The 18,854-nt window shown below is 71.3% G+C and carries 17 protein-coding genes; 7 read left to right on the top strand and 10 right to left on the bottom strand.

The window, feature by feature from the left end; translation table 11 throughout:
* Positions 1 to 16: 16 nt before the first annotated feature.
* Positions 17 to 823, top strand: a complete 807-nt coding sequence (locus Q0W60_RS04625; RefSeq protein WP_297693028.1) for a DUF6270 domain-containing protein — start codon at positions 17 to 19, stop codon at positions 821 to 823.
* Here the strand turns inward: Q0W60_RS04625 and Q0W60_RS04630 are convergent.
* The 3 genes from Q0W60_RS04630 to Q0W60_RS04640 form a co-directional block, all read right to left on the bottom strand.
* A complete protein-coding gene (locus tag Q0W60_RS04630; protein WP_297693030.1) occupies positions 783 to 1,994 on the bottom strand; it encodes a hypothetical protein in 1,212 nt (403 codons plus the stop codon). The two genes, Q0W60_RS04625 and Q0W60_RS04630, sit on opposite strands and share 41 nt — an antisense overlap.
* 74 nt (positions 1,995 to 2,068) lie before the next feature.
* Positions 2,069 to 3,094, bottom strand: coding sequence for a hypothetical protein (locus Q0W60_RS04635; RefSeq protein ID WP_297693032.1), 1,026 nt, complete (start codon positions 3,092 to 3,094; stop codon positions 2,069 to 2,071).
* Positions 3,091 to 5,046 carry a hypothetical protein gene (locus tag Q0W60_RS04640; RefSeq protein ID WP_297693034.1) on the bottom strand — a complete coding sequence of 652 codons (1,956 nt, stop codon included), beginning with the start codon at positions 5,044 to 5,046 and terminating at the stop codon, positions 3,091 to 3,093. The genes Q0W60_RS04635 and Q0W60_RS04640 overlap by 4 nt, the downstream gene beginning before the upstream one ends.
* A gap of 140 nt (positions 5,047 to 5,186) precedes the next feature.
* Here Q0W60_RS04640 and Q0W60_RS04645 point away from each other — a divergent pair, with 140 nt between their 5' ends.
* Positions 5,187 to 6,257: a hypothetical protein gene (locus Q0W60_RS04645; RefSeq protein WP_297693036.1), complete on the top strand. Its 1,071-nt coding sequence runs from the start codon at positions 5,187 to 5,189 to the stop codon at positions 6,255 to 6,257.
* Between the two features lie 13 nt (positions 6,258 to 6,270).
* Positions 6,271 to 7,092, top strand: a complete 822-nt coding sequence (locus Q0W60_RS04650) for a hypothetical protein (protein ID WP_297693038.1) — start codon at positions 6,271 to 6,273, stop codon at positions 7,090 to 7,092.
* On the opposite strand, the gene Q0W60_RS04655 is transcribed toward Q0W60_RS04650, so the two are convergent.
* Complete coding sequence (locus Q0W60_RS04655) at positions 7,035 to 8,444, bottom strand: hypothetical protein (protein ID WP_297693039.1); 1,410 nt, start codon at positions 8,442 to 8,444, stop codon at positions 7,035 to 7,037. The two genes, Q0W60_RS04650 and Q0W60_RS04655, sit on opposite strands and share 58 nt — an antisense overlap.
* A 94-nt stretch (positions 8,445 to 8,538) precedes the next feature.
* Between Q0W60_RS04655 and Q0W60_RS04660 the strand changes: the two genes are divergently transcribed.
* Entirely contained in the window at positions 8,539 to 9,345 is an 807-nt protein-coding gene (locus Q0W60_RS04660) for a PIG-L family deacetylase (protein WP_297693041.1), read from the top strand.
* Here Q0W60_RS04660 and Q0W60_RS04665 read toward each other — a convergent pair.
* Both Q0W60_RS04665 and Q0W60_RS04670 read right to left on the bottom strand, forming a co-directional pair.
* Entirely contained in the window at positions 9,291 to 9,653 is a 363-nt protein-coding gene (locus Q0W60_RS04665) for an SMR family transporter (RefSeq protein ID WP_297693043.1), read from the bottom strand. The genes Q0W60_RS04660 and Q0W60_RS04665 overlap by 55 nt on opposite strands.
* On the bottom strand, positions 9,650 to 10,723 hold the full coding sequence (locus Q0W60_RS04670) for a glycosyltransferase family 2 protein (RefSeq protein WP_297693045.1): 1,074 nt from the start codon (positions 10,721 to 10,723) through the stop codon (positions 9,650 to 9,652). Before Q0W60_RS04670 ends, Q0W60_RS04665 begins: the two co-directional genes overlap by 4 nt.
* 183 nt (positions 10,724 to 10,906) lie before the next feature.
* Between Q0W60_RS04670 and Q0W60_RS04675 the strand changes: the two genes are divergently transcribed.
* Together Q0W60_RS04675 and Q0W60_RS04680 are read left to right on the top strand one after the other, a co-directional pair.
* Positions 10,907 to 11,740 carry an ABC transporter permease gene (locus tag Q0W60_RS04675; RefSeq protein WP_297693047.1) on the top strand — a complete coding sequence of 278 codons (834 nt, stop codon included), beginning with the start codon at positions 10,907 to 10,909 and terminating at the stop codon, positions 11,738 to 11,740.
* Positions 11,737 to 12,486, top strand: coding sequence for an ABC transporter ATP-binding protein (locus Q0W60_RS04680; RefSeq protein ID WP_297693049.1), 750 nt, complete (start codon positions 11,737 to 11,739; stop codon positions 12,484 to 12,486). The genes Q0W60_RS04675 and Q0W60_RS04680 overlap by 4 nt, the downstream gene beginning before the upstream one ends.
* Here Q0W60_RS04680 and Q0W60_RS04685 read toward each other — a convergent pair.
* The 4 genes from Q0W60_RS04685 to Q0W60_RS04700 all read right to left on the bottom strand — a co-directional run bounded on the left by Q0W60_RS04685 (position 12,483) and on the right by Q0W60_RS04700 (position 18,341).
* Positions 12,483 to 15,572: a rhamnan synthesis F family protein gene (locus Q0W60_RS04685; protein ID WP_297693051.1), complete on the bottom strand. Its 3,090-nt coding sequence runs from the start codon at positions 15,570 to 15,572 to the stop codon at positions 12,483 to 12,485. The genes Q0W60_RS04680 and Q0W60_RS04685 overlap by 4 nt on opposite strands.
* Before the next feature lie 66 nt (positions 15,573 to 15,638).
* The gene (locus Q0W60_RS04690; protein WP_297693053.1) at positions 15,639 to 16,163 is read right to left on the bottom strand and encodes a hypothetical protein; all 525 of its coding nucleotides are present in this window, start codon (positions 16,161 to 16,163) and stop codon (positions 15,639 to 15,641) included.
* Between the two features lie 4 nt (positions 16,164 to 16,167).
* Positions 16,168 to 16,596 carry a glycine zipper 2TM domain-containing protein gene (locus tag Q0W60_RS04695; protein WP_297693056.1) on the bottom strand — a complete coding sequence of 143 codons (429 nt, stop codon included), beginning with the start codon at positions 16,594 to 16,596 and terminating at the stop codon, positions 16,168 to 16,170.
* Between the two features lie 80 nt (positions 16,597 to 16,676).
* A complete protein-coding gene (locus Q0W60_RS04700) occupies positions 16,677 to 18,341 on the bottom strand; it encodes a glycosyltransferase family 4 protein (protein WP_297693058.1) in 1,665 nt (554 codons plus the stop codon).
* A gap of 168 nt (positions 18,342 to 18,509) precedes the next feature.
* On the opposite strand from Q0W60_RS04700, the gene Q0W60_RS04705 reads away from it, so the two are divergent.
* Complete coding sequence (locus Q0W60_RS04705) at positions 18,510 to 18,689, top strand: hypothetical protein (protein WP_297693060.1); 180 nt, start codon at positions 18,510 to 18,512, stop codon at positions 18,687 to 18,689.
* The last annotated feature ends 165 nt before the right edge of the window (positions 18,690 to 18,854 follow it).

An 18,854-nucleotide genomic window follows, 5' to 3' on the forward strand; every position in this document is an offset into this window, starting at 1 on the left:
GCGCGAGGGAGCCGACATGTCGCGGATCGCCATCATCGGCAGCTGCATAACCCGTGATCTGTGGCCGATCCGTGGCGACCCCGAGGGCCTGCTCTATGTGTCGCGGACCAGCCTGCCGAGCCTGTTTTCCACCCCGATCCGCCGCTTCCGGCCCGCAAGAACGCCTCCGGGCGGCCTGAAGCGGCACCAGCATCGGGCGCTCGCAGCCGACCTGCAGAAGACGGCGCTCGCGGCGCTCGTCGCGTTCCGCCCGACGCACCTGATCTTCGACTTCATCGACGAAAGATTCGACCTCGTCTCGGCGGACGGCGCGATCGCCACCCACAGCTGGGAGCTCGAGGTCAGCGGCTACCTGGCGCAGCCGGCGTTCAGGTCCGCACGATCCATCCCGCGGCTGTCTGCGGCCTGCGAACGGCTTTGGACGGGCGGCGCGGCCGAATTCGCCGCCTTCGTGCGGGCTACGCCCTTGAAGGACGCCCGCCTCATCCTGCACTCCGCGCGATGGGCGCCGATGCGCCGCGACCGCGCGGGCCGCGAGCGCGCGCTGCCGACGGTCGAGATCCTGCCCGGGCGGGAAACAGACCTACGCGCGCACAATCGGCTGCTTGAGGGCTACGAAGCGGAGTTCCGGACGCTGATGCCGCCGATGGCGGAGGTGGCCGCCCCGGAGAGCCGGATTGCGGACGACGCGCACCGGTGGGGCCTGAGTCCGTTTCATTACGTGCCGAGCTATTATCGGGACATCTGGCGTCAGCTCGAGGCGCTCGGCGTCGAGCGCCGGCTCAGCCCGCCTGCCGGCGGGCCCAGTGCTCGAGCGGCGTGATCCCGTCGCGCACCAGCTCCGGCGTGGCGGCGAGATAGGCCGCCGTCGGAAAGCCGGGACGCGGCTCCGCCACCGCCCAGGCGCCGCCCTGCAGGTAATCGATCAGCGGATTGGAGCCAGGGGCGAGAGCGTCACCGCGAACCGCCAGATAATGGCGCAGGTCGAACCACGGACTGGGGCTGCGGCCCTCCGCCGCCCCGTGCAACAGGAAATGGCTCAGCGGCTCGTCGCCGGCCTGGGCGATGTCGGGGTTCTGCTCAAGATACCAGCGCGGGTCGAACAGCGGGTGCGGCGACAGGCCTTGCCGCCAGCCCGCCTCGACATAGTGCAGCAGCGGCGGGAGGTGGCGCGCGGCGCGCGGCGCGCGTTGCCGGTACCAGGCGGGATCGATCAGCGGGTGCGGCGCCAGCTCGCGGGTCCAGCCGATGCGCAGATAATGGCTCAAGGGGTCTTCGCCGGGCTGCAGGTCGGGCGACTGGGCGATGTAATAAGCGATGTCGAACAGCGGATGCGGATTGCGCCCGAGCGCCGCGCCGCGCCGGACGAAGTGCTCGAGCGGTGTCACGCCCGTCGCCGTCAGATCCGCGCCGTTCTCGCGACGGTAGTGAGCCACGTCGAACAGCGGATGCGGACTTCGGTCGTCGTCGCCCCCCTCCAGCAGATAGTGCGCCAGAGGCGAGGCCCCGGCAGCGACGACGTCCGGATAGGTCTCCAGGTACCACGCCTGGTCGAACAGCGCGGGCGGCGGGACTTGCGGGTGCGCGCCACGTCGCGCGTAGGCGGCCATGTGCCGCAAGTCGAAGAGCAAGCGCCCGGTCCCGCGCCACACGCCGGCGCGCGCGATCACCAGCGCCTTGCCGGGAGCGCCCAGCCTGGCAAGCAACTGCTCGAAATTGCGGCTCAGCTTGCCCCGGCGACGCAGCCGCCCTGGGCGGCGGCTCGCGCGGTAAGCGTCGAACGCGACGACGCGCAGGCGGGCCCGCGCCTCCGCGCGTCCGATCAGCGCCTGGTTGAGGGCGAGGGTGAGCTCGGTGCGGGTGAGCGCTTCACGCACTTGCGCCTGCTGGGCGATGGCGCGGGACTGCACGAGCCGACCGGCCGCAGTCTGGACCTTGTCCAGCAGCCTGGCCGCGGCCGCCCCCGCGCCGCTCGACGACTCGGAATCGGACACCGCGGAAGCCCCCTTCGCCCGAGTGCTTGTCTCCGGCGCGGCGTTTGGAGTGTCAAGCCGAGCCGGCTTGCCGCTCACGCGACGTTCTGGTCCAGCCATTGCTGGTAGCTCCCGCCGCCGGAGGCGAACGGCTCAGGGAACGCCGCCTGGAGATCGCTGCGGGTCCGGTAGAGACGCCGGTGCGCCGCTTCGATCGGTGCGCCGTCGGCGTAGGCGCCGAACGCCCACCACCGCTCGGGGATGGCGGCATCGGTGGCGGCGGCCACCTGTCGCTTGTACCAGCTCCACACCTCGTACACCGGGAAGTTCGCGCCGGCGTACTTCCTGGTCATCGCGTCGCCGAGCGGGCCCAGCTTGGTGAAATGCCAGAAGCGCAGCGGCGCACCGTTCACCCGGATGGCTCCGTCCTTGCCGATCGTCACCGTGCGCCGCGAGAGGTTCCAGCTCGCCACGTTGTAGCCGGGGTCGCGGACGACTTTGACCCTGTCGAACAAGGCCGGAACGTGGTCGCACCAGCGCTGGTCGACGAACAGGCCGTTGGGGATGTCGTCGAAGCAGTAGTCGAGCAGGCGCTCGTTCCACCACTTGGCGAACCGGGCGCCCTCCCCGCCGGCGCGGATCGCGACGAAGCCCAGGTTGAAGATGCCCGTCCGCGAGGCCGAGAGGTCGTTGTCCAGGATCGCGGCGGCCGCATCGTTCGCATCGACGAGGTGCGGCGTCAGCAGGATGTCGTGGTCCTCGAGCCAGGCGAGCAGCGGATCGAGGGGCGCGAACAGGGCGGTGTCCGGATCGAGATAGATCACGGCCTCGGCCCCGGACGCACAGGCCTGGTGGAGGAATGGTCCTTTCACCGCCGTGCAGGCTTCGACGACGTCATGCTTGAACAGCCAGCTCTGGAACTCGGGCACGCCGAGCTCCTGCGCCCAGACCACCCGGTCGAACGGCTCGGCGTCCGGATCGAAGACGAAGCCGGCCGGGGCTTGGTCGGTGACCAAGGCCACGAGCTCCCAGTCCGGATGGAACCGGCGAAGAGTCTGGAACAGCACCCGCGCGCGGTTGAGATAGGAAAAGGTGAAACTGGAGTAGCAGAGCACCTTCACGGCGCCGCCTCCGCCGCAAGCAGCTCGGCGGTCATGCGGCTGTAGGCGAGGTCGTAGAGACGCGCCTTGCGCGCGCCTCGCGTGAGCGCGAGGATTTCGCCGCTTTCGAAGGCCGCGACCAGCGCCGCCTCGTCGGCAAGGATCCGGCCATGCCGCCCCGAGCTGACGAAGGCCGCGACGTTGCCGCTGTCCGGGTTGGTGATCACCGCCGCGCCCGCCGCGACCGCCTCGTGCGCCGTGAAGGAGAAGGTTTCGCGGCAGAGCGGCCAGATCAGCGCGGCGTCGGCCTCGCTAGCCTCCAGCGCCTGGCGCATGGCGCGCGGTCGTTCGGCCGTGACCGCCGTCTCGACGAAATCGATCGGAAGCCCCCGCGCCGGCAGCGCGCCGAGGTGCAGGAACTCATAGCGTGGATCGCCTTCGAACCGGAGGGCGAGCTCCTTGAAGATGGGCCAGCCCTTGTGGGCCGCAGGCAAGCCCGGGAAGACCAGCCGGAAGGGATGGGCTCCGCCTGTGAGGGCCGGTCCCCTCGCCTTCAGCCTCGCATGCGGAAGCACGACCTCGCGATCGGCGGGGAACGCCCAGGCGGCGCGCCAGAACTCGAGCGTGGTCTGCGAGGGGCTGACGACGGTCAGCTGAAGCGCCTCGAACAACGCCCGGTGCTCGGCCAGATGCCGCGCGCGCCAGGGCCCATAGACGCAGATCCCGCAGGCAGAGCTCTCAGGCGGCGGGGCGGCGCAGTCCTGCACATCGTTGCGCATCAGGTGGAAGCCCGCGCAGAGGCTCGCGAAATCGTGCAGCCAGAAGTACCCGCGCCGCTGGCCGAGGGCGTCGAGGATGGCTGTGACCTCCCCGACGGCGTGGCCCAGCAGGTTGTGCAGCGCAAAAGACTTCGGCCCGGCGGGGGCCTTGCGGACCAGCTCGCGCAGCACGCCTGCGATGGTCTGCGGCCGATAGGCGCCGATGGCGGACCCGTTCCAGACCAGGCCGAGCGGCGCGCGCTCGCCGGCGCGCAGCAGCGGCCACGGCGCCGCCGGATGGACGTGGAGATGGTCTCGCCCGAGATCTGCGATAGCGGCCGCCTCCCGCTGCAGGCAGGCCTGAACCCCGCCGACGGTGGCCGTGTAATCGTCGTGGCTGAAGGTGACGTGCAGACCCGCCAGGCCGGTGCGCGAGGCGGCCAGCGCCGCTCGCAGCGCGGCGGCTGAGCCCGCCCGCACGCGCGCCGAAGCCTCGGCCGCGCCGCGGATGCGCGCCTCCATCGGCGCAAGGTCGGCCAGGATGCGGTAGCGGAACCCCATTGCATGGCGCGGCTGGCGGCCCTCGCCGCGGCCGGCGCGGAGAAAGTGCACGAACGGATTGATCCCCGCCGCCTCGATATCCGGGTAGAGCTCGAGATAGTCCCTGACGGAAAATCGGGCGTTCGGATCGCGCCCCTCCCGCCAGCCGTGCGCCAGGAAATGCCTCAGCGCTTCCGTGTCGTCGCCGCCCACGTCGGGATTGGCGGCCCGATAGAAGTCGGCGTCGAAATCGGTCGCCGCCAGCGCCTGGTCCTCCTCGCTGACCCGCGGCGCCGACGGCGCCGCCTGCGATCCGGGCTCGAACAGGGCCTCAAGGCTCCAAGCCGGCGCGCGTCCCGCGCGAAGCTGCGGGGTGAAGTAACGGGCTGCGTGGTCGGACGGGAAGACGTCGCGGCCTTCCCGGCGGCCTTCTCGCAGGTAGTGGAGAAACGGATCGACGCGCGCGTTGGCGATCTCCGGATAGGCGTCCAGATAACGCCGCGTGGAGAACCACGGCGCCGGGTCGCGTCCCTCGCGCCAGCCTAGCTCGACGTAATGCTTGAGGGGATCGCGGGCGGCCCCGGGCGCATCGGCGTAGATCGTGCGATAGAACGCCGCGTCGAGGGCCAGCGAAACGATCTGCTGCGCGTCTTCGGGTGGCGCCTTGACGGCCATGCGCGATAGATCCTGGGCGGCGGCGTGACGGATCGTGTGCAACAGTTGTCCCGGCCGATCAACCGTCCCACGGCGCTTGCGACCATCGGCGGCGGCTCCTAAGCAAGGCGCTCGCGCCGCCGCCCCGACCCGCACGTGAGATGACCCCGGACAAGGCCGCTAGCTCCGATCCGCCGCGAACCGCCTACCTGGTGCTCGGAATGCACCGGTCCGGCACCTCGGCCGCGGCGCAGCTGCTGGCGCTCGCCGGGGCGGAGCTGCCGAACAACCTCATGCCCGGCGACGAGCACAACGCGAAGGGCTACTTCGAGCCGTGGAAGATCGCCCTGTTCAACGACGAGCGCCTGCGAGCCGCCGGCGGGGCGTGGGAGGATGTCTTCGGCTTTCCGTTCCGGCCCCTGGGCCGGCGCGCGGAGCGCGCCTGGGTGAACCGCGCCACGACGCTCTTCGAGGAGGAGTATGCCGGCGCGGCCCATCCGCTCTTGAAGGATCCAAGGGTCAGCATCCTGCTGCCGTTCTGGCGAACGGTTCTGGCGGACCAGGAGATCGGCGCGCGCTGTGTCATCCCGGTGCGCCACCCGCTGGCGGTGGCTGGTTCGCTCGAGCGAAGGAACGGATTCCCGCCGCAGAAGTCGGTGCTGTTGTGGTCTTCGTACATGCTGGCGGCGGAAGCCTATAGCCGCGACCTGCCGCGAGCCTTCGTGTCCTACGACGCCCTGCTCACGGACTGGCGGGCCGAAGCGGTGCGGATCGAAGCCGCTCATGGCGCGGCGCTGCCGAAACTCACCGAACGCGCCGGCAAGGCCATCGACCGCTTCCTCTCGCCGTCTCTGCGGCACAACGAAGGAGGTGGGAGCCTGCGCCCGCTCGGCTGGGCTGGCGAGCTGACCGCCGAGGTCTACGCCTGGTTCAAGTCGGCCGCCGCCGACCAGCCGCCGGATCCCGCGCCGCTCGCCCGCGCGACGCAGGAGCTTGTTCGGCGGGCCGAGGAAATGGGTCCGCTGGTCTCGTCGACCTCGCGGGAGGCTGACGAGCTGCGCGGCGAGCTGCGGGAGACACGCGCGGAACTGGCGTATGCTCGCGCCCAGTTCGGCGAGCTGCGGGAGGCTGCGGCGCGCGAGCGCGAACACTTCGAAGCGGAGCTGAGGGCCTTCTTCCGCGCGGTCGATGAAGCCGAGGCCGAGCTGGACGCGGCGCTCGCCGCGCCATGAGGAGAGTACGCCGATGGCCAGCCGACCGAACCGTCTCGAGTCTCTGCTGGCGCGCTATCCGAAGCTGCGCCCGCCGCTGCCGCCCGCGATCCAGGAGATCTATGCGCTGCAGTACAAGGCGAACCGTACCGGCGAGACGACCGCCGCCTCGCTGTCGCAGTGGTTGGAGGCGTGGATGCACCGGCAGGTGGCCCGCGACGTCGCCGGGGGCGCATCGCGCGCAACCCTCGAACTCGGCGCGGGCACGCTGAATCAGTTGAGATACGAGCCGTTCACCGCCCCCTACGACATCGTCGAGCCGTTCGCGGAGCTGTTCGCCGATGCGCCCGAGCGGGGCCGCATCCGCCGCGCCTATGCCGATATCGCCGAGGCGCCCCGCGACGCGCGCTATCAGCGGATCACCAGCGTCGCGGCCCTCGAGCACATCTGCGACCTGCCGCTGGTTCTGGCGCGCTCGGCCCAGATGCTGAGCGCGGACGGCGTCTTCCGGGCGGCGATCCCGGCCGAGGGCGGCCTGCTGTGGAGACTGGGCTGGGGCCTGACCACCGGCCTGGAATTCCGCCTCCGCCACGGGCTCGACTACGGCGATCTCATGCGTCACGAGCACGTCAACACCGCCCGCGAGATCGAGGCGCTGGTCGGCGGGCTGTTCCAGTATGTTCGGGTGAGGAGCTTCGGGCTTGGGCGGCAGCTCTCGCTCTATCGCTTCATCGAGGCGCGCATGCCCCGGCTGGACCTCGCCCGCGCCTGGATCGAGCGCTACACCACGCGCCGGCGTCAGGCCGGCGGCGCGCGCCGTTCCGGTCCCCGCAGCCGCGGATCGGCCGCGAAGTAGAGCAGGCCGGTGAGCGCGGCCACGTCGAGGAAGTAGAGGTAGCGGTAGTCGCAGGCCAGCGACACGGGGAAGAAGCTGGCGGCGAACACCAGGCCGGCCGCCTGCAACGCGGCCATCGGACCGTCGGCCGGCCCGCGCCGGACGACGAACAGGATCAGCAGGGCGAGCGCCAGCACCGCATAGGCCACGTGCGACATCACCGGGGTGTCGTAGAACCAGGTCGAGTAGTTGTAGAGCCGCTGATCCCGGTCGCCCCAGACCTTCTCCAGGCCGAGCTCGGCCATTTCCTGCGGGGGTCCGTCGATGCCGAGGTAGACGGGCAGGCAGCGATCGATCACCGGGGTCGCGAACACCCATCGGAACGCCTGGATGCGATGGGCGAGATAGAGGTCCGGCCGGTGCAGGACCATGTCCAGCCAATCGCCGAAGATGGCCCGCGAGGGCAGCCGGACCAGGCGGTGCTGCAACCGCTCCACCTGGTCGATGAAGTCCACCCGCTGGGGCGAATAGAACTTGGGCGCCGTGGCCCTGAGCGCGGCGGCGGTGGCGGCGTCGACCTGCGCGATGTGCGGCAGCGGCAGACGGGGATCGCGCGCCAGCCCCCCCGCGAGGTCATAGATCTCGAGCACGCGCATGCCCTGTGCGTCCGCCTTCTCGAAGGTCGGGCCCTGAGGGAGCGCGGTGACCGAGAGCACGGCCGTGGCGGCGACCACGGCCAGGAACCAGCCCCCGCCCCAGGCCGCAGCGCGGCGCCGGCCGCCCCCTCGCGCGATCCAGGCCACCGCCGCGGCGGCTGGAGCGAGCACGACGATGCCGTTCTGCCGAAGGAGCCCGGCCGCCGCGAGCAGCAGGACCGAGAGGGCGAGCCGAACCCACGGGCGGCGCGGCTTTTGCCAGTCGCGGTCGGCGAAGGCGAGACAGAGAAAGCCGGCCATGGCGGCGTTGGCGAACAACACGTCGTGCCAGACGATTCCCTGATAGATCAGGATGTTGGGCGTGAGCACTGCGGCCGCCGCCACGAGCGGAAACCACCAGGACGCCCGGCCCCGCAACTGCGGCAACAACGCCCAGCCGCCGTAGAGCAGGAGCGCGCCGACGATCACGTAGAGCGCGGTCCCGGGCGCGATACGGTCGAAGATTCCCAGGATGAACGGGAAGATGCCGGGGCCCCAGGTCTCCCGGACGTGGAATCGGCCCTCGTGAAGCTCGATCACCGAATCGACCGAAAGGTGCCCGGGCAGGTTCTGCCACAGCATCAGGCCATAGCCCGCGGCGAGCGCCAGCCAGGCCGCAGCCCGCGCGCCGACGCCGGCCGTAACCCCCGCTTCCGACCTGAAGCTGACGCTGCGCATGCTCGTCCCCGCTGACCCGCCCCTGCGATATGTCGCGCCGCGACGGCTGAGAAGCCCTATTGAGGCCGTCGCGCCGGCGTGGGATTGCGAAGCCATGGCCGTAGCCTTCCTCCTGGCGCACTTCGACGACGAGTACTGCGCCCTGCCGCTGATCCTGCAGGCCAGGGCCGCCGGCGAGGCCTGCTGGTTCCTCTACGTCGCCGACTATCGCGACGGGCGGACCGCCGCACGGCGACGGGCCGAGACACAAGCCTTCCTGGCCAGCCTCGGCTTCGCGCCGGGCCGGACGATCCATGTGGGCGCCGGCTCAGGCGTGCTGGACGGGGAAGTCGTCAAGGGCCTGGACATCGCCCTCGCCAAACTGCGCAAGGCGCTGAGCCAACTGCCGCCCATCACGCGGTTCGTCACGCCGGCCTGGGAAGGCGGCCATCCGGATCACGACGGTTGCGCGGCGCTCGCGGTGAGGCTGGCGGCCGAACGCGGCGGCGTCCCTGTCCAGCAGTTCGGGCTCTACAACGGCCGCTGGCCGCTGGGGCCGCTCTACCGCGCCTGCGCGCCGATCCCGGAGAACGGGCCGGAGGTCCGGGTAGGCCTGAGCCTGGACCAATGGCTCGCCTGGATCGCTGCGGTCCGGTTCTTCCCCTCGCAGACCTGGAACTGGCTGGGGCTCTGGCCCGCCATGTTCCTGACCTTCCTGGTCCGCGGCGGCTTCGCCGCCCAGACGCTTTCGGCCGAGCGCATCGGCGAGCGCCCGCATGCCGGGCGGCTGCACTACGAGGGGATGTTCCGGACGCCCTACGAATCGGTGCGCGCCGCCATCGATACGGCGCTGGCCGCCCCGGCTCCTCAGAGGCCGGGCCGCGCCAGGACCAGGAAGAAGCCCACGGTCATCAGCGCGTAGCCGAGCCCCATCTGCCAGCTGGCCGGCTCCTTGAAGACGATCCAGCCGACCAGCGGCACGAGGCAGGCGCCGACCAGCGAGAAGGCGTAGGCGGTCGACAGCGGCACCCGCGTCAGCACGTAGAACCACAGGATCGCCGCCAGGCCGTACCACGCCAGGGCCGCCATCAGCGGCCAGTTGGCGACGAGCCGCATCACGATCGGCCCGGAGAGCCGTTGGTCGTAGAGGGCCGCGAACTTGAACAGGCTCTGACCGAGCGGCAGGGCGATGGCCACGCTCGCGCAGAGCGCGATGTCCTTTGGACTCACGGGAGCGGCTCTCCGGCTTCCAGCCGCTGGACGGTCCGCAGGTAGGGGTGGATGGGCCGGTTGGGCGCGTTCAGCACGTCGAAGTTGATCGCCTGCAGCAGGAACTGCGCGCCCAGGATGATCGGCAGGGCCGCGGCCATCACCACGCCGGCCGAGGCGACCTGGCCCGGCACGCGCGTCGCCACGTAGTGCGCCGCGTAGCCCAGGCCGAACAGGATGCCGAACAGGCCGAACACCAGCTCCAGGCTGGCGGCGTTGAACTCGCGCACGAAGTATTGCCCGAGCACGCGCTGCACGAAGTTGCGGAGGTGCTTGAGCGCGAAGGGCCCGACGATCGCGCCGATCCGCAGGTTCGAGACCTCGCCGGCGTAGCGGGCCGGCATCGGCACGTCGCGCACCACCGCGCGCAGGGTGCCCAGATGGTAGAGCAGGTCGGTCTCGAAGAAGAACCGGCGCGAGACCCGCTTCTGCATCACGAGGTTGGCGACCGTGGCCTCGATGGCCGTGTAGCCGTTGGTCGGATCGAAGATGTTCCAGTAGCCGGTCGACAGCTTGGCGGCGAACGACAGCGCCGCATTGCCGAACACCCGGACCGCCGGCATCGCGCGCAGGTGGCTCACCGACGTGAACCGGTTGCCCTTCGCGTAGTCGGCCTCGCCGAGCAGGATCGGGGCCACGAGCTGGCTCATGTAGCCCAGGTCCATCTGATCGTCGCCGTCGACCTTGACCAGGATCCGGCCGCCGCGCCGCACCGCTTCGGCGTAGCCGGCGAGCGTCGCCCCGCCCACGCCCTGGTTCTTCGCCAGCCGCACGACGGCGACCCGCGGGTCCTTGGCGTTGGCGTCCAGGAAGTCGCCGGTGTGCTCGGGGCAGGCGTCGTCGACGCAGACGATCCCCTCCACCCACGGCGGGGTCTTGGCGACGACATCCAGGATGTGGGCCCTCACGCGGTAGCACGGGATGACCAGCCAGACGCCGGCGCCCTCAAGGCTGGGACTGACCGCCGGCGACGTCCTGCGCCGGCCGGCGGGCGACGGAGGTTCGCGCGCGATCTGGTCGATGGACGTCATCCGCTTCCAGCCATGCCTCGCCATCGGGCTAACACGGAAGGCGCGAGGCTGGCAAAAGGCCGCAAGCGCCACGCCTTGAGCACGCCCCCATCAACTGGCAACGAGGCGTGAAGGCGGCAAGGCGGCCGCCTTGCGCGGCGAATCGGCGCCTGATACCAGCCGGCGCCTTCGCGGGGAGTGTTGATGGACACCGCCACCCACATGTTGCGGACGGGCCAGCGCGGCGCGCTGTTCCAGGTCAACATGGCGCTGCGGGACCTCAGGAGCTCCGTCGAGCGGATCGGGCTCGCCTGGTCGCTCGCCTCGCACGACGTGGTGGCCCGCTATCGCGGCTCGATCCTCGGCCCGTTCTGGATCACGCTCTCCATGGGGCTGATGGTGGCCGGCATCGGGCTTCTGAACGCCAAGCTGCTCAACGTGGCGGTGCCCGATTTCATCCCGTTCGTGGCGCTCGGCATCGTCTTCTTCGGCGCGATCAGCGGCACCGTGACCGAGGGCTGCGACACCTTCGTGGGCGCGGCGGGGATCCTGTCCCAGACCAGCCTGCCGATGTTCACCTTCGTCTGGCGCACGGTGCTTCGGAACCTGATCAACCTGGCGCACAACATGGTCATCATCGTCGCCGTCCTGGTCTATTACGGCTTCTGGCGGAAGGCCGACGTCGCCTCCGCCGCCGTCGGGCTCGTGCTGCTGGTCGCGAACTCTGCCTGGGCCGCCATGCTGGTCGGCATCTTCTCCGCGCGGTTCCGCGACGTGCCGCAGATCGTCCAGTCCTTGATGCAGTTCGCGATCTTCTTCACGCCGGTTTTCTGGCTGCCCGAGCGGCTGGGCTCCAGCCGCTTCGTGCTGGACTTCAACCCCTTCTATCACCTGGTGGAGGCCGTCCGGGCGCCGCTGCTGGGCAAGCAGCTGGAGCCGCACAGCTACCTGATGCTCGCCCTGATGGCGCTCGCCGGCTGGGGGGTGACCTTCGCCATCTTCACCCGCACCCGGCGCCGGATCGTGCACTACCTATGAGCCATCCGGTCTCGATCTCGGTCTCGAACCTCACCGTCCGCTTCCCGGTCTACGGGGTGGACGCCAAGTCGCTGAAGAAGCACCTGGCGCGGGTGACTGTGGGCGGGCGCCTGGGCTCGTCGCTGGCCGGGGCCACCGAGGTGACGGCGCTCTCCGACCTGAACCTGCAGCTGAAGGCCGGCGACCGGCTGGGCCTCGTGGGCCACAACGGCTCGGGCAAGACGACGCTGCTGCGCGCGCTTTCCGGAGCCTATGAGCCGGACGAGGGCTCGATCGACGTGCACGGCCGCATCGCGGCCCTACTGGACCTCAACCTCGGCGTCGACCCGGCGGCCACCGGCTACGACAACATCCGCCTGCGCGGCCGCATCGCCGGCCTCTCGGCGCGTGAGATCGAGGAACGGATGGACGAGATCGCCGAGTTCACCGGGCTTGGGCCGTTCCTCTCCATGCCCGTGAAGACCTATTCGGCGGGCATGCAGGCGAGGCTCGCCTTCGCCGCCGCCACCGCCGTCGAGGCCGACGTGCTCTTGATGGACGAGTGGATCGCGGTGGGCGACGCCGATTTCCAGAAGCTCGCCCACAAGCGGCTGCTGAGCCTGGTGGAGCGGGCCGGGATCCTGGTGCTGGCCTCGCACGACACCGACCTTCTCAGGCTCTACTGCAACAAGGTGATGCGGCTCAAGGGCGGGATCGCCTCACCGGTGGCCGACATCCGCAAGCTCGACGACCTGCTCGCCGCCTAGCGACGAGGCGCAGCCACGGCCTCCAGCACCTCCGCAACCGTGGCGCGGAATCGCGCCGGCGAGCAGTCCCGCTCGACCGCCGCGAGCCCGCCTGAGCGAATCCGCGCCCAGAGCTGCGGATCGGCGTATAGCCGCGCGCAGGCCTCGGCGAAGGCGGCCGCGTCGTCGGCGACCAGCAGGGCGTCGCCGTCCGCCCAGCCGAGCTGGCGGGCCAGCAGCGAGGTGGCGACCACCGGCAGCCCGCGGGCGGCGGCCTCGTGAACCTTCATCGGGATGCCCGCCGCGAAGCGGGTGGGCGCGATGAACAACCGGGCCTTGGCGTAGAGGTCGCTCAGGTCCGCGACCCGGCCCAGCAGGCGCACGCGGTCGCCCGCGAGCGACTGCACGCCCGCCGCGCCGTTGCGGCCGGCGACCCACAGCGTCCAATCCTTGCCGATGAGACCGTCCAGCTGCGGCGCGACCTCGTCCACGAAGAAGCGCAGCGAATCGGCGTTGGGCGAATGGTCCTCGTCGAGCGCGCCCACGAACAGCAGGTCGCGCCGCGCCGCGAAGCCGGGCGCGGTCGGCCGCGCCTCCACCGCATGGCCCAGGACCCGGACGCGCGCGACCCCTGCGGCCCGGAACTGCGCGGCCTCGGCCTCGCTGACGGCCAGCACCGCCGCGGCGCGCTTGGCCAAGGCGGTTTCGGCTCGCAGCGCGGCCCGGCTCTCGGCCTGCGGGAGGCCTGCGCCGTCGCGGGCCGCGAAGATCGCCTCCGCGTCGTAGATCAACCGGCCGGGGGGAATGAAGGGACGCATCTCGGCGAGCGCCGCCTTGAAGACCTTCATGTTGTGCGGTCGGCTGACGATCACGGCGTCGTAGTAGCCGCGCCGCTCGTGCATGAACGCCGCGAGCCCCGCCGCGCCGCGCTCGGCGGCGATCTCCACCTCGGGCGGCAGCCCGGCGGCGTAGGCCGTCGCGTAGTCCGCGTCCGGGTAGACGGTCGGGTAGAGCGTAACGAACCAGCCGGCCGCGCGGGCGGCGCCGATCAGGTCGAGCGCCCGCGGATAGCCGGCGCCCAGGTCGGCGTAAGGCACCTGGTCCTCGACGATCAGCAGCCGGCGCTGGGAGGAGCGCATGCGCGCCTCGAGCCCCGGCGCGCCCCGTTCACGATGCGCCGACTGCAGCGTCGTCCGGTGGCGGCTGACGAACACCTGGTGATGCTCGCGCTGCAGCGACAGGGCGGCCTCGGCGCTGGAGGCGCTGCCGAACTCGAAATGCCAGATCAGCGCGCGCGGCTCGTAGACCACCCGCATCCCAGCTTCGCGCAGCCGCATGCAGAAATCGGTTTCTTCGTAGTAGGCCGGCGCGAACGCCTCATCGAGGCCGCCCAGCTGCTCGAACGCCGAACGCCGGATCATCAGGAAGGCGCCGGAGCCATAGTCGACGTCGCGGCGGAACTGGAACTCCGGCGCCTCCGGATCGGCCCCGCGGCCGATCCCCGCGCAGGCCCCATCGCGCCAGATGACGCTGCCGGCCTCCTGCAGCGTGCCGTCCAGCAGCACGATCCGGGCCGCCACGGCGCCCGCGTCCGGCTCCGTGCGGAGCACCTCCCGGGCGGCGGCGATGGAGCCCGGCCTCACGCGTGCGTCATTGTTGAGCAGCAGCAGCGCCTCGCCGGTCGCCAGGGCGGCGGCCTGGTTCACCGCCCGCAGGAAATGGCGATTGTCCGCATTGCGGACGATCCTCGCCCCTTCGAGCCGTTCGAGCAGCTCGCTCGTGCGGTCGTAGGAAGCGTTGTCGACGATGATCACCTCGCTCGGCCGATCGAGGGCGAAGCGCAGCGACCGCAGGCACTGGAGCGTCAGCTCGGCCTGATTGAACAGCACGAGCAGGATCGAGACCTCCGGCTTCTCCGCCGTAGGCAGCCGCAGGCGCCCAGCGTCGGCCAGGAACGCATCGAGCTCCTCACGGCAGGCCGCCCGGAAGGCCGCCTTGCGCGTCTCCGGATCAGCGGGCGCGTCCACATCCTCGGCGTGCGCCGGATCGGGCGGTCGCCCGGGCAGCAGCAGGGTGCGTCCGAGGTCGGTGACGCAGCGCCGCAGCGCGTGCGGCGAATCGGCCCTCAGGAACCGCTCCGGCCAGACGGCGTCCAGCCCCGCCCGCACCCGCGCCCACCTGAAACCGGCCAGCTCGCAGGAGTGGAAAAGCAGCCGCTCCAGCGCGTGCGCGAGGGTGCCGTCCTTCTGCCCCGCCTCGGGCTCGAAATCGCCGAAGCCAAGATGCAGATCAAGCAGCGGCTTGAGCGCCTTGGGCCGCGCCCAGAGCATGGTCCCCGCGGGAAAGTCGAGCGGACTGTCCGGCGCCAGCGCCACGCCGAGCCGTTCGGCGAGCTCGCGGCACGCCGCAAAGTTCGGTCCCCAGACCATGTGGCGGCGGGTGGGCGGATAGATGCTGGGCGCCATCATCCCGAGGCTCGGCAGCCGCCGGAACGCCTCTAGAATCCCGCCGATCGCGTCGCCTGGCGGCAGGAGATCGCGCAACATGGCGCCGCGCCAGCCCGCCAGCGCGTCCCAGTGCAGCGACTTCTTGGTGTGCAGCAGGAGCAGCAGGTCGTAGTCCGCGATGAGGTCAGCGAAGCCGACGAGCTGGGGCGCGACGTTGCGCCCGCGGTTTGGCGTCACGCGCAGGACGATGCGGCCGCCGGACCACTCTTTCAGGCGCTGCTCGATGACGGGGCTTTTCGACGCGACGTCGGTCGAGACCAGCAGGTCCGCGCCCACCGGGATCCGCTCCAGGTGCTCGAGGATCCCATCCAGGACCTCCGGGTAGAAGGCGTGGATCAGCACTGCCAGCCGAGGCGGCGGATCGAGCGGCGCGAAGCGGTAGTCGAGCGGGAGGTGGACGACCGTCTCGCCCGCCGGCTCGACGGGCGGCGCCGGCGGCGCCTTGCCGGCGGTGCGGTGCATGAGCCAGATGGCCGGGCGGCCCATGGCGCGAAGCACCGCGCGCGATTTCGGGCGGTCGAGGACCCGCTCGCGGATGCCCCACACCGTCCGGGCGAGCTGCCTGACCAGGGCGTTGCGGGCGGCGGCGGGGGCGGACATCGGCCGCGTTCAACCACGACCTTCCGGCAGGGTCCAGCGCCGCGGCGCCGCGGCGTCGGGAGCGGCTCAGGAGCGGTTCGGGGCGGTGTTCGTCTGAGCCGCCGGCGGCGGGGCGCACTTCCCGGCGCGGGCCTGCACCACATAGAACAGCGCCCGGCCCTGGGCGAAGCTGTAGCGCTCGGCGAGCGGATTGGTGTTCTGGCCGTTCATCAGGCTGGGCGCTTCCACCGCCCCGCCGTTCGGCGCGCCGCCAGCGCCGGAGGTCAGCGTCTGCTGGTTCCAGCCCGCCAGCTGCGAGCCGCACGCCGCCAGCGTCGCGTCGGCCACGAAGTTGGCGGGGTCGGTCGAGGCCGCCAGCGTGTAGCCCCAGCGATGCAGGCAATCGTCGAGCATCGCCGCCGGATCGGCCGGCGCATTGGCGGGCGGCGCGGCGCCGGGAACGGTCGTGGCCGCGGCCGGCGCGGTGGTCTGGGCGTTGGCGGTGGTGAAGGGCTTGCACACGCCGTTCACGCCGGCTCCACGGTTGGCGTTGCAGCCGGCGAGACCCAGGCCCGCCAGCGCCGCCGCGGCGATCAGCTGAAGGTTGCGCATCGCGCTACTCACAGACCTGCATCGGCGCATAGACCAGGCGGCCGGCCTGGTCGTAGTAGGGACGGCTCACATAGTGGCACGATCCGGCCCTGTAGCTGGAGGCGTAGCGCGGATAGCGGGCGTAGGCCGGCGCGGCCCTCGTCCGGGCGCGGGCGTAGTGGCTCCGGTGACGGCGGTAGTAGGCTCTGTGGTCGCAGCTCACCCGCGACAGGTTGTTGCCGACCACGGCGCCCAGTCCCGCGCCCACCAGCGCGCCCGTGCCCTTCGAGCCATGGCCCGCCACCGCGCTGCCCAGCAGGCCGCCGCCGAGGGCGCCGACCACCGTGCCGGTGACCCTGCGGTTGTGCGCGTAGGCCTCGCAGCCGCTCCGCGCCTGCGCCGCCGAGGATACGGCGAGCGCCAGGCCGACGGCGGCCAACAGAGTGCGGCGCATGTTCTTGTCTCCTCTCGATAGCTCGCCTCGCGCCGGAGGCTCGAGCGGAGGAACGCATGGGCGCAGCGAATGGATGCCGGTCAGGCGAGCCAGTCGAGGAACCCCTGCTTGGCCAGCCACATGACGGAGAGCTCGACCGCGCGACGCCGCTGCGGCGGGAACGCCAGGAGCACCTCCTTGACGCTCGTCGCCCGGCCCAGCGCCACCAGCTCGAACGCCTGCGCGGCTTCCTCCAGGGACCCGCGCCAGGCGGGGAACGCCCGATCGAGCTCGGTCTCCGCGGTCGCCAGCACGTCGGCGCCGGTCAGGCCGGGGGACGCGCGGAGCGGCAGATCGAGACTCGCAGCTTGGGTGGCGAAGCCCGCGAAGTCGGCGAAAGGGTCCCCCGCCGCCGGATCGCCGCGGATCGCCGCCGCAGCCGGCGGCGCAGCCGCGCGGATGGCCGCGAGCTCGTCGATGAGGGCGGCGTACTGCCGGGCGACGACCGGCCAGTCGAACGCCTCGGCGACCCGCGCCCGCCCGGCCGCGCCCATCCGCCGGCGCAGGTCCGGATCCCCGGCGAGCGCCGCCAGGGCCTCGGCGGCGCGGCCGACGTGCACGGCGGTGTGCTGGGCGATCGCCCCGACGTAGGCCTGGTAGCTGTCCAGCAGCATCTGGTGGCGCTGGGCCATGGCGTAGCCGAGGCCGCCGGCCGGCCCGCCGAGGCTCGGGACCAGGATCGCCTCCACGCCGTCCCGCATCGTGGAGCGATAGCCGTCCCAATCGCTCGCCACGACCGGCAGGCCCGCGGCCATCGCTTCCACCGGGGCGATGCCGAACGTCTCCTGGATGTTGTCGACCAGGGACAGGAAGATGTCGGCCGCCGCCCACAGCTCGCCCAGCAGTTCGCGGTCGTTGCCGTCCAGGAAGCTCACCGGCACGTCCGGCGCGCAGGCGGCGGCGGCCTGCTCATAGCGCGCCCGGTCCGGCTCGCTCGGAAACCAGCCGGCCATCGCGAAGTGGAGCTTCTTCCCGCCAAGGCCGTGGGCGCGCTGCAAGGCCCGGAACATCGGCTGCGGGAAGGCCTTCTCGAAATACGACAGCCGACCCAGCCACAGCACGAGGACTGCATCCTCAGCGACATCGAGGGCCGCGCGGCGGCTGGCGCGCACCCGCGGACGATCGGCGCGGGCGGCAAGGGCCGCGCCGTCCACCCCCAGCGGCACGATCGGCAGCATCGGCTGCCGGGGCGCGTGGCCGCCGGTGCGTTCGGCGAGGTGGCCGCCCCAGGTCTGGAACAGCGCCGCCAGGGCGTCGCGCACCGCGGGCGAGGTGCAGATGATGGCGTCCCACGGATGGGTCGGACCGAGCGAGGCGTTCAGGATCAGCTGCCGGACGGCCGGGGGCCCGATCGTGTGCGCCAGGCCCAGGAGGCTGTAGGCCGCATCTCCGGGCCCGCGCCGGCGGAGCCAGCTGAGCTCGTAGAGGTAGGGCTGGCCGCGCAGCAGCGCGCCCGCCTGCGCGCAGATCGCGGTGTTGAGCGCCGAGCCGCCGACGATGCGCGTCTCGGCGGGGCGGCCCTCGAGCAGCGCTTCGCGCAGCGCGGTTTCATCGGACGGGAGCAAGCTCAAGAGGTCGACCTGGCCAAAGCCGCCATGGCGCGCCAGCGCCCGGTAGAGCTCGAGGTTCGCCACGTCCTTGCCGAACGGGTTCTCCCGGCTCTCCAGCACCCCCGGCGGATGGAAGATCGCCAGCCGCCCCGCCATTCAGCCCCCAGTCCCCGCCAAGCGCCGCCCCACCCCGCGTCCTCGCCGCGTCTCCGTCGCGGCTTTGTTACCACACGGCCGCCGCCGCGCGAGCCGGGCGCGCCATTCGGCACGAAAGCTGCTGGCGGCTCCGTCGCCTGCCCGAACTGAGACAATGGAAGCGCCGCCATGGAAGATGCCACGCTCACGAGGATCGCGATCCTGCCGCCCCGAGAGAGGGCGGCGGCCATCGAAGACCTGGTGGACCTCCTGGTCCGCGACGGCATCTCCGAGGACGAACTGCACCGCCTCGAGCGCCAGGTTCATCAGGTGAACGCCGCAATCGCCCAGCGGCGGCGCCTCAACTGAGTTGCATTGCGTCAAGAACAAAAGAAGAACATTTGGAATCCCGGCGACGCGAACTGCGCGCTCGAAAGAGCTCCGGACCGCTTCTTGCTGGGAAAATTCAAGAATATCAGAGAGCTAATTGCTCACGCGACCGCTCCACGCGGCCGGGATTGTAAAACCCCCTCG

The organism is Phenylobacterium sp. (genome assembly GCF_025934275.1).
GTDB lineage: Bacteria > Pseudomonadota > Alphaproteobacteria > Caulobacterales > Caulobacteraceae > Phenylobacterium.

Bases quoted from the DNA above. Each gene is read 5' to 3' on its own strand.
- Q0W60_RS04625 (WP_297693028.1), top strand. From the start codon at position 17: ATGTCGCGGATCGCCATCATCGGCAGCTGCATAACCCGTGATCTGTGG.
- Q0W60_RS04640 (WP_297693034.1), bottom strand. From the start codon at position 5,046: ATGGCCGTCAAGGCGCCACCCGAAGACGCGCAGCAGATCGTTTCGCTG.
- Q0W60_RS04645 (WP_297693036.1), top strand. From the start codon at position 5,187: ATGACCCCGGACAAGGCCGCTAGCTCCGATCCGCCGCGAACCGCCTAC.
- Q0W60_RS04650 (WP_297693038.1), top strand. From the start codon at position 6,271: ATGGCCAGCCGACCGAACCGTCTCGAGTCTCTGCTGGCGCGCTATCCG.
- Q0W60_RS04655 (WP_297693039.1), bottom strand. From the start codon at position 8,444: ATGCGCAGCGTCAGCTTCAGGTCGGAAGCGGGGGTTACGGCCGGCGTC.
- Q0W60_RS04660 (WP_297693041.1), top strand. From the start codon at position 8,539: ATGGCCGTAGCCTTCCTCCTGGCGCACTTCGACGACGAGTACTGCGCC.
- Q0W60_RS04670 (WP_297693045.1), bottom strand. From the start codon at position 10,723: ATGACGTCCATCGACCAGATCGCGCGCGAACCTCCGTCGCCCGCCGGC.
- Q0W60_RS04675 (WP_297693047.1), top strand. From the start codon at position 10,907: ATGGACACCGCCACCCACATGTTGCGGACGGGCCAGCGCGGCGCGCTG.
- Q0W60_RS04680 (WP_297693049.1), top strand. From the start codon at position 11,737: ATGAGCCATCCGGTCTCGATCTCGGTCTCGAACCTCACCGTCCGCTTC.
- Q0W60_RS04685 (WP_297693051.1), bottom strand. From the start codon at position 15,572: ATGTCCGCCCCCGCCGCCGCCCGCAACGCCCTGGTCAGGCAGCTCGCC.
- Q0W60_RS04690 (WP_297693053.1), bottom strand. From the start codon at position 16,163: ATGCGCAACCTTCAGCTGATCGCCGCGGCGGCGCTGGCGGGCCTGGGT.
- Q0W60_RS04695 (WP_297693056.1), bottom strand. From the start codon at position 16,596: ATGCGCCGCACTCTGTTGGCCGCCGTCGGCCTGGCGCTCGCCGTATCC.
- Q0W60_RS04700 (WP_297693058.1), bottom strand. From the start codon at position 18,341: ATGGCGGGGCGGCTGGCGATCTTCCATCCGCCGGGGGTGCTGGAGAGC.
- Q0W60_RS04705 (WP_297693060.1), top strand. From the start codon at position 18,510: ATGGAAGATGCCACGCTCACGAGGATCGCGATCCTGCCGCCCCGAGAG.